We start from the raw sequence: 11,702 nt of genomic DNA, 5'->3' as shown, positions 1-11,702 counted from the left end.
GAAGAACGACGGCGGACGCGGGTCAGCCGGTAACGCTGCCTTGGGTGAGTCCGGCAACGATGTAGCGCTGCAGTGCTGCGAAGATCACCAGGATGGGTACGATGACCAGCACAGCGCCGGCCATGAGGATGCCCCAGCCGGAGGCGTTGCTTTCGGAGTTCTGCAGCAGCGTCAGGCCGACCGGCAGGGTCATGGTTTCCGGACGGTCCGTGATGATGAGCGGCCAGATGTATTCGTTCCATTCACTGACAACCGTCACCAGCGCCACTGTGGCAATGGAAGGAACCGAGACAGGGACCACGATCTGCCACAGGCGGCGCCAGTGACCTGCGCCGTCAATCTCGGCGGATTCCAGGATCGACGCTGGCAGGGTCAGGAAATGTTGCCGAAGGAGGAACGTTCCGAATGCGGTTCCCAGTCCTGGGAGGATGATGCCCCAGAGAGTATTTTTGCCGCCCATGCCGGCAATCAAAATGTAGTTGGGCAGGATGGATACCTGCGGCGGCACCATCAGGGCCACAAGAATCAGTATGAAGATGGCGTTTTTGAACGGGAAGCGGACAAACACCAGCGCATAAGCGGTCAGGATGGCCAGCAACACCTTGACGGTGGCGCCAACCACGGTCACGATCGTGCTGTTGATGAAGAACTGGGCGAACGGCACGGTGGTCATGGCGATGTTGTAGTTCTCCACGTTGACGCTGTCCGGAAGAATCTGCAGGTCCGTGGTGATGATTTCACCAGGCAGTTTGAGGGAACTCAGGATCATCCACAGCAGGGGCAGGAAAACCACCATCGTGGCAACAACGAGCGGAATGTACCCGCCGACGATTGTCTGGAGCAGGTTCCGGGCCGAGAACGGACGCTCCCGGGGCACGAATGCTTCAGGATGGACCAGCGGGGGAGCGCTCGGGTCGGGGTTGACCGGCGACAGGGAACTCATGAGTAGTGCACCTTTCGTTCCACGAAGCGGAGTTGGAGCAGGGTGACAACCAGCAGGATGGCAAACAGGATCACGGAAATCGAGGCGGAGTATCCGGCCCTATTGAAGGCCCCGAATGCCTGCAGGTAGGCCTCGTAGATCAGGGTGCTGGTGCCAGTCCCGAGCGGCGTCATTATCCGGATCAGGTCGAAGGCCTGAAGGGAGCTCAGCATGCTGGTGATCAGCAGGAAAAAAGTGGTGGGTGACAGCAGCGGGATCGACATACTGACGAAGCGCCTGAATCCGTTCGCCCCGTCGAGCGAGGCGGCTTCCATAACGTCCTGGGGCAGTGACTGCAGGCCGGCAAGGTACACCACGGCGCAGTATCCGAGGTTTTTCCAGATGTAGACGAGGATGACCATCACCAGGGAAAGCTGCGGGTCATTGATCCACTGCGGGCTCTGCTGTCCCAGACCGCGGAGGATCCAGGCCAGCACACCGTAGCCGGGATCGAAAATGAACAGCCAGACCAGGCCCACCCCCACGCCGGACAACACGTACGGGGCGAAAACAGCCGACCTTGCGAACGTTGTGCCGCGGACCTTGGAGTTCAGCGCCAGAGCTATGAGCAGGCCTAGGATCATGGAACCGCCCACTGTCACCAGGGTGAACACTGCCGTGGTGCCGAGCACTTTGGTAGCGTCGTTGCTGCTGAAGAAGGTGACGTAGTTGTCTAGTCCCACCACCGTTGCCGACGCCGAACCCAGGGTCCAGTCAAGGGTCGAGTAGTAGATATTGCTGATGAGCGGGCGGTAGGTAAACACGGCGATGAGTACGAGGTTTGGCAGTGCCAACGCCAGGAACACGAAGAAGTCCCGCCGGGCCCGGCCGGACCAGCGATTCGGGCGTCGCCGCGTTGGCGGGCCAAGAGGGCCCGGGGGCTCTGTGGAACGTGTGGAGGCGAGTTGACGCGTCATGAGGGTCTCCAACGGATCGGGGCCCGCACTAGGCGGGCCTTGCGGGCAGGGAATCTAGCCATACTTCACCACACGGTCGGTGAGCAGAATCCCGCATAAGCCCTCGCCAGAGGATTGTTGTTGGAGGCTTCATCGCCCATTAACTCCGTGTTTCCAGCAGTATTGCACAGTGTTTGTTTGACGCGCCGGAGCGACGGTTCGCGATGGAGCAGAATGGAGCCCATGGGAGCCATAACTGACGTGCCGGGGATTCGGGTAGGACACCAGCAGAAGTCCGGCGACGGCTGGCTGACAGGCGTAAGCGTGGTCCTCCCGCCGCCGGGGACAGTCGGTTCCGTGGACGTCCGCGGCGGGGCCCCGGGTACGCACGAGACTGACGCGCTGGACCCCACCACGCTGGTGTCCACCGTGGACGCTGTGGTCCTCACCGGCGGCAGTGCCTACGGGCTCGTCTCCGCCCACGGTGCGCAGAGCTGGTGCGAAGAGAACGGCCGGGGCTTCGCCGTCCCCGGGGGAGTGGTGCCGATCGTCCCTGCCGCCGCTATCTTCGACCTGGGCAGGGGCGGCGATTTCTCTGCGCGCCCGACGGCGGACATGGGCTACGCAGCAACTGTTGCGGCCGCTGCCGAAAAGGACGGGCACGACGTCGGACGCGGCAGTGTGGGCGCCGGCACCGGAGCTCTTATTGGCCGGGGACAGTTCAAGGGCGGAGTGGGTACCGCATCGGTCACGCTCGAGAACGGCGTGGTTGTGGGGGCGCTGGCCGTGGTGAACGCCCTTGGCTTTCCGGTGTCGGACGGGCGGCAGGAGCCGCAACCCTCCGCGCGCTCGGTCGTTCCTCCCCACGAGCCCCCTAACCTCGCAAGCTCGGCCAGGGAACCCGGCTCGCGTGGGCCCACCTTAGACGCGCCGACAGCGTTGAATACGACATTGGTGGTTGTTGCTACGAACGCTGTCCTGGACCCCGCCGAGTGCTACCGGACTGCTTCTGCTGCACATGCTGGGCTGGCTCGCGCGCTTAATCCTTCGCACACGTTGGCGGACGGGGATACTGTGTTCTGCCTCGCCACTGGCGACGTGGCGCTGGACCGCAGTACTGAAACTGCCCGTCAGGTGAGTCTCATTACCCTGCAGAGCGCGGCAGCCGACGTCGTACGCTTGGCGATCCTGGACGGGATTGTGTAACTCGGTATTTTTTGGTAACTGAGTACAGATGTAGTAACGTTGTTTGTTGGTTGTCTGCCCAGCTGTGCCCTGTTTGGGGCCGGAGGCGGTCACCGATCCAACAAAAACGTTCGTGGTCATGTCCGGTGCAATCCGGCAGGGCTGCGGCAACAACAGTTAGCGGAGGGTATGGCCAAGAAGGACGGGGTCATTGAGATCGAAGGCGTTGTGACTGAGGCGCTGCCTAACGCGATGTTTCGCGTTGAGCTGACCAACAAGCACATCGTACTCGCGCACATCTCAGGCAAGATGCGCCAGCACTACATCAGGATTCTCCCTGAGGACCGGGTAGTGGTGGAACTGAGCCCTTATGACCTCACTCGGGGTCGTATCGTCTACCGCTACAAGTAAATTCTGGGCGGCCTCAGCGTGAGCTGAAGGCTGCACCAGTTGACCAACTGCCACACGCAAAGGAACGCCATGAAGGTCAAGCCGAGCGTCAAGCAGATCTGCGAAAAGTGCAAAGTGATCCGCCGTAATGGCCGGGTCATGGTGATCTGCGAGAACCCGCGCCACAAGCAGCGCCAGGGCTAATTTCCCTTCCGAGGGAAATCCTGGGTTGCTAACCCACGCAAGTAAATAAAAGGCAGCACAAGCTGAACTGGGACGTATGAGCCCGGACAGCTAACCCCCGGTCGGAGGCTGGGGCCGCACAGAACGTGCGGGTGTACTGCCTACGACCTCCGGTTTATTCAAGGAGCACTGCCTCTATGGCTCGTCTCGCTGGCGTAGACATTCCCCGCGAAAAGCGGTTGGAAATTGCGCTTACTTACATCTACGGCGTGGGCAAGACCCGTGCACACGAAACCCTGGCTGCCACTGGCATCAGCGCTGACGTCCGCGTTAAGGACCTCACCGATACCCAGCTGGTGGAACTTCGTGACTACATTGAAGGCAACTACAAGGTTGAGGGTGACCTTCGCCGCGAAGTAGCAGCTGATATCCGCCGCAAGGTTGAAATCGGCAGCTACGAAGGTATTCGCCACCGTAAGGGCCTGCCAGTGCGCGGACAGCGTACGAAGACGAACGCACGTACCCGTAAGGGTCCGAAGCGCACCGTTGCAGGCAAGAAGAAGGCACGTTAAATCCCTCGGGATTGACTCGTCTTCCCCCAATAACTTTCTGTAGGAGAAAAAATGCCCCCGAAGACTCGTGGCGCGGTTCGCAAGCCGCGTAAGAAGGACAAAAAGAATATCGCGCTGGGCCAGGCGCACATCAAGAGCACTTTTAACAACACCATCGTGTCCATCACGGACCCGAATGGCGCTGTTATCTCTTGGGCTTCCTCAGGTGAGGTTGGCTTCAAGGGCTCACGCAAGTCCACCCCGTTCGCAGCCCAGATGGCTGCCGAAGCTGCTGCCAAGCGTGCGCAGGAGCACGGCATGCGCAAGGTTGACGTTTTCGTCAAGGGACCCGGTTCAGGCCGCGAAACCGCAATCCGATCGCTGCAGGCCGCTGGCCTGGAGGTTGGCTCCATCCAGGACGTCACCCCCGCAGCGCACAACGGCTGCCGTCCGCCGAAGCGCCGCCGCGTCTAAGGCTTTTCCAGCAGCTTGAGCTTGCCCGGACCGTCAATGGTCCGGGCAAGCCCAGCCGCGTTAAGTCTTCAGACCAAATTTCCACCACCTGTGTTGCGTCATATAGCGGATGCTCGCCGAAAGGAAACCTAAGTGCTCATTGCACAGCGCCCCACCCTCTCCGAAGAGGTCGTCTCCGATAACCGCTCGCGTTTCATCATTGAACCGCTGGAACCGGGCTTCGGCTACACCCTAGGAAACTCCCTCCGCCGTACCCTGCTCTCCTCCATCCCCGGTGCCGCTGTAACCAGCATCCGGATCGATGGCGTGCTGCACGAGTTCACCACGGTTCCGGGTGTCAAGGAAGATGTCACTGAGATCATCCTGAACATCAAGAGCCTCTCGGTTTCCTCCGAGCACGACGAGCCGGTTGTGGCTTACCTGCGCAAGCAGGGCCCCGGAGTCGTCACCGCCGCGGACATCGCTCCGCCGGCCGGCGTCGAATTCCACAACCCGGATCTGCACATTGCCACGCTGAACTCGAAGGGCAAGTTCGAACTCGAACTGACCATCGAGCGCGGCCGCGGCTACGTTTCGGCAGCTCAGAACAAGTCCGGCGACTCCGAGATCGGCCGTATCCCGGTCGACTCGATCTACTCGCCGGTCCTGAAGGTTACTTTCCGCGTGGAAGCAACCCGTGTTGAGCAGCGCACCGACTTCGACAAGCTCATTGTCGACGTCGAGACCAAGCAGGCCATCGCCCCGCGCGATGCTGTTGCTTCCGCAGGTACCACCCTGGTGGAACTCTTCGGTCTGGCCCGCGAGCTGAACACCGCAGCTGAAGGTATCGAGATTGGTCCCTCGCCGACGGATGCTGCCCTGGCAGCAGACATGGCACTGCCGATCGAGGATCTGGACCTCACCGTCCGTTCCTACAACTGCCTCAAGCGTGAGGGCATCCACACCGTGGGTGAACTTGTTGCACGCTCCGAGGCTGACCTCATGGACATCCGTAACTTCGGTGCGAAGTCCATTGACGAGGTCAAGGCAAAGCTGGTTGAACTGGGCCTGTCCCTCAAGGACTCGCCTCCCGGTTTTGACCTCGCAGCACGCGCCGCAGCAATTGAAGAGGACGACGCCGCTTTCGGCGACGACGAACTCTAACAAACAGATCTTGGCCGGCTGGCTGGATGCACCACGGTGTGCGCAGCCCACTGGCTTCCATATGAGGAGAAACTATTATGCCTACCCCCGCTAAGGGTCCGCGCCTCGGAGGCGGAGCGGCTCACGAGCGTCTTATGCTCGCGAACCTGTCCGCCGCACTGTTCGAGCACAAGCGGATCACCACCACGGTGACCAAGGCCAAGCGACTGAAGCCGTACGCCGAGCGCCTGGTGACTTTCGCCAAGCGTGGCGACCTGGCTTCCCGCCGCCGTGTACTCGGCCTGATCAGCAACAAGGGCATCGTCCACGAGCTGTTCACCGACATTGCACAGGCAGTGGAGAACCGCAACGGCGGCTACACCCGCATCACCAAGATCGGCAACCGTAAGGGCGACAACGCTCCCATGGCTGTCATCGAACTGGTTCTCGAGCCGGTTTCCGCCAAGCAGGCCGTTGTGGCCGAGGCTACCCAGGCTGCTGCCAAGGCTGCTCCGGTTGCTGAAGAAGCTCCGGTTGTTGAGACCGAAGCCGCCGAGACCGAAGCTGCTGAAGCCAAGTACGCCGGCTCCAAGCCTGCTACGGCTGACAACGTTGCCCCTGAGGGCTTCGAGGTCAAGGGCAACGAGGACTCCATGAAGTACCACGTTCCCGGCTCACGCTGGTACGACGCCACGGTTGCTGAAGTCTGGTTCGACTCTGCTGAGTCCGCCGCAGCCGCAGGTTTCGTGCCTGCCGGTGGCGACGCTGCACAGGCCGTCGAAGCTGAGTAATCAGGCTCTGACGCTCCAGTAGACTTATGTCTATGAACGACCAAAAACCCGCTGCCCCCGTTTTGGGGGGCGGCGGGTTTTTGCGTGTCCGGTTTGATTTATCGTACGACGGCGGCCCCTTCAACGGGTGGGCAGTGCAGCCGGGATTGCGGACAGTCCAAGGCATCCTGGAAGAGGCCCTGGCGTTGTTGATCCGCCGGCCCATCCGGGTCACCGTGGCGGGACGTACGGACGCCGGTGTGCACGCCCGCGGCCAGGTGGTCCACCTGGACCTGACCGAGGCCGAGTGGCTGAAACTGCCGCGCGGGCACGAACTGGATCCCGCCGTCGCATTCCTTCGGCGGATTCGCGGCGCCCTCAGCAGGGGGTTGGGGGACCTGAGCGGGGCTATCGAGGTCCACCTGGTGTCCCTGGCGCCCGTGGGGTTCGATGCCAGGTTCTCTGCACTCTGGCGGCGCTACAGCTACCGCATCGCGGACGGACCTGCCCTGTGGGATCCGCTTGAACGGTACTTCACGCTCTGGCACCAAAGCCCGCTGGACGTGGACCTGCTGAACGCGGGAGCCATGCAGCTGCTGGGGCTGCAGAACTTCCTGTCCTACTGCAAGCCGCGGGAGGGTGCCACCACCGTCCGTGAGCTGCAGCGCTTCGAGTTCCACCGCAGTGAAGACGGCGTCATTGTGGCCACCGTCCAGGCAGACGCGTTCTGCCACAACATGGTGCGCTCCCTGGTTGGCTCAGCCCTTTTCGTGGGCGAGGGCATCGAGGAGCCGGACTGGCTGCATGAGCGGCTGCTGGCCAAAAAGCGGGATGCCAAGTCCGTCCTGGCTGCACCGCACCCGCTGGTCCTCGAGGAAGTGGCTTACCCGTCCGACGACGAGATGCTGGCGAGGGCTGAGCTGACCCGGGCCGTGCGGCAGCACTGACCCGTTCTCCGGCTAAGAGTTCCGGTCAGCCGGGGAGGCGGGGTGTGCCGCCGCAAGGTCCAGCCCATCAGAAACATTCTCTGCCGGGGCTGTGATGGCCGCCCCCGCCCGGTAGCGGTAGGTGGTGCTTTCGTCCTGCACAATGAACGTTTCCACTCCGCTGCGGGTCCAATGCAGGACCAGGAGTCCATAGCGTTCCGCGAGTTTTGCGAGTGTGGCGAAGCTGGTCACATCGATGACCGGACGGCCCTGGGGTGCGGTCATGGGATGTACCCGGACCAAAAGCGATGAGTAGCGGCGGCGGATGCCGGTGGCTTCGTCCACCGGGGTGCTCCTGCGGGCCATGATGACCACCACGAGGGCTGCAATGAGGGCCGTCAGCAGCAGCACGGCGGAGAGGCCCCGGGCAGTCGCTGCGCTGATGTTCCAGCCGTTGAAGCCCAGTGTCCGTGGTGCCATGACTGTCTGCTGGGTGGTGGCGCTGTCGGTGACGCTGAGGGCCTGCTCGCCCCCGGTCAGTGAGAGCTGGAGGGGCGTCATGCTGAGCTGCAGCTTCGGTTTGAATTCCGCGCCTGTTTCGGTGGTCACCTGCGGGACAACTGCTATGGCGACAGGAGCGGCGCTGAGACCGGTGACGGCGGCGGCGGCGTCTGCCTTCGCCTGGAATGATTTAAGGTCCAGGGTCACTGTGCCTTCGTAGCTGTCGCCGGTGACGGGCTGGGGTCCTGCCAGCGGGACGGTGGAGCGCCAGCCGCTGGGTGAGGTGAGTTCGGCAGCGACTTCAACCGTGCCGGGATCGCCTTCGTAGGCGAAGTCCACCTCCACGGTGTTGGCAAGTTTGCGGAACACCGGGTCCGGCGAGCTCACAGTCGTGCCGTCGTAGGCAGCGCTCTGGCCGACGTCGGCCGCGTAGGAGAATGTCATGCTGGTGCCGTTTTTGACCTCGGCTGATGAGGATTGTTCCAGGGGACCTGCCCAGGCGAGGGCCGCTAGGGATGCCCCCAGGATGCCGACGACGGCGGTCCCGGCGGCAGCGAGCCGCAGTGGGCCCGGGAGGTTACCCATCGGGAGACTGGCGCCTGAGGGGAGCTTGGCGGGGCGATCGCTGATATGGCGGGACACGGTGGTTCTCCTGTTTCTGCGTCTGTTCCTGGACGTGGCGGCGGATCCGCCGCCGGCGATGAGCGCAAAGGCGATGGCGCCGAGTACGGGAGGGCTGGTAAGAATCTTTAGCCAGGTCCCGGCATGGGGAATGTGAAGAACCGCCCGTCCCACGAGGTCTTCGACGCCTGGCCGCATGGGATCTACGGATTCGTTGTTGTCGCCCTTGAAGGTAAAGGACTTGGAATCCCCGCCAATGATCCGGTGAAGGGCCACGTCGTATTCATTCGAAAGTTTGTACGCAGCGATGTCGCCAACCGAGTAGGATCGGGCTTTGGAAACAATTACGAGATCGCCTTCGTAGTAAGCAGGCTGCATGCTGACGCCCTCGGTGACGACGACCGCCAGCTGGCCGCTGGCCAGGGCTGTTCCGACCAATGCAAGCAGCCCGGCAGCCAGTGTGAGGAACACTGCTGACAAGCTTCGGGCCAGTCGATTGGTCATGAATGCTGCCTGTTCACTAGAGGTGAAGGAACGGCCCGTCATCAAGCTGACGGGCCGTTCCCGGTGGTGCTACTAGCTGACGGTGACTGCGAGGCTGGAGAGCCCCGTGTAACCGGTCTCGGTAACTCCAGTCGTTGCCGGGTCCTCGACGAAGGTGCAGTCGGATACGTTGGCCGTCGTGGCTCCGATGACTCCACAGCTGAAGGTGCCACCCGTACCGCCCGACGGTGCTGCCGCCACGGCCTTGCCTGCTGCGTCCGCGGCAAAGGTCAGAGTGATGGTGTTTACCTGGTTCTTGGTGGTGGTATCAAAGAAGCCGTAGCCCACGGTCGTCAGGGTTGCGCCCGAAACGGCCTGGCTGACAGTACCGCCGACGAACTGGGCAGAAGCTGCGGTGCCGGACGTGGTGACACCCGTGCCGGTGAAAGCGGAGCCGGCGGCAACAGCGAGGCCGGCGACGGACAGGGCGGTGATGATCTTTGCGGATTTGCGCATGATGATGTTTCTCTTTCAGTTTAGGGTGGCCCGGCTGACCCTGAGTGGCCCCGTGGCTTTGCGTCCCAGGTTTGCACCGGGTTTGCCTTTATCAGTGAACCGATTTGAAGAAGAACTTTGCGGTTTGTCTTGCACCGATAAAACGAAGGTAGCAAGGGAAAAAGCTCAAATTCGAAAGTTTGGATGGTCCTGCGGGAAGCCTTGGCCACCTCTCTCCATTCGGTGGAGATATCGCGGTAAACCTGCGACTGAAGCGAAAACCTGCGCTAAAAGGATGGGGAATAGCCCTCCGCCGGCAATGTGAGAGTAAACGTGCTGCCCATTCCTGGTTTGCTGTCACAGGAGATTTTCCCGCCGTGGCGTTCCAAGATGGTCTTGGTGATGGCAAGGCCCAGCCCGGCTCCGGGGATGGCTGCGTCTCGGGCAGACTCGGCGCGGAAGAACCGGCTGAAGACCTTGGCCGCGTCCTCCGGTGCCATGCCCATCCCGGTGTCCTGAATAACCAGCTTGACCCAGTCTTCGGTGCCGGCCGCGCTGATGGTCACGGTGCCGCCGTCGGGGGAGTACTTGATGGCGTTCGACACGAGATTGTCCAGTGCCTGGCCGATCCGGAGCGGGTCGGCGTAGGCCCAGAGCGGGGAGGGCACGTCGGCCACCAGCGCCACATCTGCTCGCTCCGCCTGCGCCTGCGCCGAGCCGATGCTGGTCTCCACCAGGCCGGAAATGTCGGTGCGCTTCGGGTGGACGTTCAGCGCCGCGGAGGCCTCGAGCGTCAGATCCGAGACCAGGGCAAGCAGCCGTTCGGAGTTGCGCTGTACCACGCCGAGGCGGCGGACCGTGAGGGCAGGCATTCCGTCGCTGTCCTCGAGTACGAGGTCAATGTTGCCCAGGATGGAATTGAGTGGGGACCTGAACTCGTGGGAGACATTCGCGACCAGTTCCTCGTTCGCGGCCATGGCTTCGACCAGCCCCGTGACGTCGTTGTAGACCACCACCGCTCCGGTGAGGCGGCCGGCGTCGTCCATTAACGGCCTGGCGGCGGTGGACACCGCGCGCTGCTGCGGGGCATCGCCGATCCAGACAAGATAGTCCGCAAATGATTCACCCTCGATGGCGCGCCGGAGGGGACGCTTGTCCGGCGGGAGGGGAGTCACTTTGTCTTGGGCGAAGACCCGCTGTTGGCTATGGTCGGCAGGCACGACGCCGGCGGGTGTGGCGGTCTGCTGCCAACGCCTCATCATGTTGTTGGCCAGCAGTTGGTTACCGATCGAATCGACGGCAATAATGCCGACGTCGGTGGCATCCAGGATGGTCACCAGGAGCTTCTCGCGTTCCCGGCTCGCGGCGAGAAGCTCCCGCAGCTCCTGGCCCATGGCTTGTAGCTCGCGGTGCTGGACGCGCATATTGACGCTGGCGAAGCGGATTGCGAGAGAAACAGCAAGCATCACCAGCGGGAAAAGAACGAGGACCGTGACGTCCGCAGCCGTGAGGTTGGGCAACTTCGGGGCTGTTGATGGAACCATGATCAGGAGCGGACCCACAGCGCTCAGTACAACGCTGGTCCGGACCAGCATCCCGGAAGCGGCCAGCCAGATCACCGGAAACACCACCAGGATTGCCAGTCCCGGCAGGAGCGGCGCGGCGCCGTTGCGCAGCAGTCCTACGGCGAGAAGGTCCAGCACCGGAATGATTAGGTAGGCGCTTTGGCGCAGGCGCTCCCAGGGAGTCAGGAAACATGCCAGGAAGAGGGCGGCGTGCAGTGCCAGTCCGGCCAGGTAGAGGGGGCTGGACAGCAGCGATGGCCAGCCGAAGGGTGTCATCACGCCAAGGACGGTAACAATCAGGGATAGCGGAAGCTGGCACAAGGCCACTTGGGTGCGGGGGCCCAGGTTCTTGAACTTTAGGGCCACTCCCCGAGGTGATGGACGTACAGCCATACGGGATCTCCAACTTTCTTGACGGCCCCCAATTCCAATTCCGTCCCCAACCAATTCACGCGCCCAAATGCTCATCAGGTGAAGCACTACACCCTCTGAATCCTAATGCGTATGTGCTGTCATGATAATTGACTTTTCAGAATGAAACGTGAAGAGGAGTGTCAT

General features: G+C 62.2%; 13 protein-coding genes and 1 riboswitch. Of the genes, 8 read left to right on the top strand and 5 right to left on the bottom strand.

Annotation, left to right across the window (positions count from 1 at the left end; all coding sequences use genetic code 11):
• Nucleotides 1-22: 22 nt before the first annotated feature.
• Together QK290_RS04250 and QK290_RS04245 are read right to left on the bottom strand one after the other, a co-directional pair.
• Nucleotides 23-943, bottom strand: coding sequence for a carbohydrate ABC transporter permease (locus tag QK290_RS04250; RefSeq protein WP_282329473.1), 921 nt, complete (start codon nt 941-943; stop codon nt 23-25).
• Nucleotides 940-1,899 carry a sugar ABC transporter permease gene (locus QK290_RS04245; RefSeq protein WP_282329472.1) on the bottom strand — a complete coding sequence of 320 codons (960 nt, stop codon included), beginning with the start codon at nt 1,897-1,899 and terminating at the stop codon, nt 940-942. The genes QK290_RS04250 and QK290_RS04245 overlap by 4 nt, the downstream gene beginning before the upstream one ends.
• 222 nt (nt 1,900-2,121) lie before the next feature.
• Here QK290_RS04245 and QK290_RS04240 point away from each other — a divergent pair, with 222 nt between their 5' ends.
• The 8 genes from QK290_RS04240 (at nt 2,122) to QK290_RS04205 (ending at nt 7,500) form a co-directional block, all read left to right on the top strand.
• Complete coding sequence (locus QK290_RS04240) at nt 2,122-3,084, top strand: P1 family peptidase (RefSeq protein ID WP_282329471.1); 963 nt, start codon at nt 2,122-2,124, stop codon at nt 3,082-3,084.
• A 168-nt stretch (nt 3,085-3,252) separates the two neighbouring features.
• Entirely contained in the window at nt 3,253-3,474 is a 222-nt protein-coding gene (infA, locus tag QK290_RS04235) for a translation initiation factor IF-1 (RefSeq protein ID WP_009358723.1), read from the top strand.
• A 69-nt stretch (nt 3,475-3,543) separates the two neighbouring features.
• Nucleotides 3,544-3,657 carry a 50S ribosomal protein L36 gene (rpmJ, locus tag QK290_RS04230; protein WP_009358722.1) on the top strand — a complete coding sequence of 38 codons (114 nt, stop codon included), beginning with the start codon at nt 3,544-3,546 and terminating at the stop codon, nt 3,655-3,657.
• 176 nt (nt 3,658-3,833) lie between these two features.
• Nucleotides 3,834-4,208, top strand: coding sequence for a 30S ribosomal protein S13 (gene rpsM, locus QK290_RS04225; RefSeq protein WP_066293239.1), 375 nt, complete (start codon nt 3,834-3,836; stop codon nt 4,206-4,208).
• Between the two features lie 51 nt (nt 4,209-4,259).
• Nucleotides 4,260-4,661 carry a 30S ribosomal protein S11 gene (gene rpsK / locus QK290_RS04220; protein WP_018769149.1) on the top strand — a complete coding sequence of 134 codons (402 nt, stop codon included), beginning with the start codon at nt 4,260-4,262 and terminating at the stop codon, nt 4,659-4,661.
• Nucleotides 4,662-4,793: 132 nt separating this feature from the next.
• Nucleotides 4,794-5,804 carry a DNA-directed RNA polymerase subunit alpha gene (locus tag QK290_RS04215; protein WP_056344331.1) on the top strand — a complete coding sequence of 337 codons (1,011 nt, stop codon included), beginning with the start codon at nt 4,794-4,796 and terminating at the stop codon, nt 5,802-5,804.
• A 77-nt stretch (nt 5,805-5,881) separates the two neighbouring features.
• Nucleotides 5,882-6,574, top strand: coding sequence for a 50S ribosomal protein L17 (rplQ, locus tag QK290_RS04210; protein WP_282329470.1), 693 nt, complete (start codon nt 5,882-5,884; stop codon nt 6,572-6,574).
• 32 nt (nt 6,575-6,606) lie between these two features.
• A complete protein-coding gene (locus QK290_RS04205; protein WP_282329469.1) occupies nt 6,607-7,500 on the top strand; it encodes a tRNA pseudouridine synthase A in 894 nt (297 codons plus the stop codon).
• A 12-nt stretch (nt 7,501-7,512) separates the two neighbouring features.
• Here the strand turns inward: QK290_RS04205 and QK290_RS04200 are convergent, their stop codons facing one another.
• The 3 genes from QK290_RS04200 to QK290_RS04190 form a co-directional block, all read right to left on the bottom strand.
• Nucleotides 7,513-9,105 (bottom strand): signal peptidase I, encoded by a 1,593-nt coding sequence (locus QK290_RS04200; protein ID WP_282329468.1) that lies wholly within the window; start codon nt 9,103-9,105, stop codon nt 7,513-7,515.
• 72 nt (nt 9,106-9,177) lie between these two features.
• Complete coding sequence (locus tag QK290_RS04195; RefSeq protein ID WP_282329467.1) at nt 9,178-9,600, bottom strand: hypothetical protein; 423 nt, start codon at nt 9,598-9,600, stop codon at nt 9,178-9,180.
• A gap of 21 nt (nt 9,601-9,621) precedes the next feature.
• A riboswitch (cyclic di-GMP riboswitch) is annotated at nt 9,622-9,697 on the bottom strand.
• A gap of 169 nt (nt 9,698-9,866) precedes the next feature.
• Nucleotides 9,867-11,537, bottom strand: a complete 1,671-nt coding sequence (locus tag QK290_RS04190) for a PAS domain-containing sensor histidine kinase (protein WP_282329466.1) — start codon at nt 11,535-11,537, stop codon at nt 9,867-9,869.
• Nucleotides 11,538-11,702: the final 165 nt, after the last annotated feature.

Origin of the sequence: Pseudarthrobacter sp. AL07 (assembly GCF_029960665.1) — a bacterium.
GTDB lineage: Bacteria > Actinomycetota > Actinomycetes > Actinomycetales > Micrococcaceae > Arthrobacter.
Note: the sequence above shows the minus strand (reverse complement) of the source record. Positions and strands in the feature narration are given on the sequence as shown.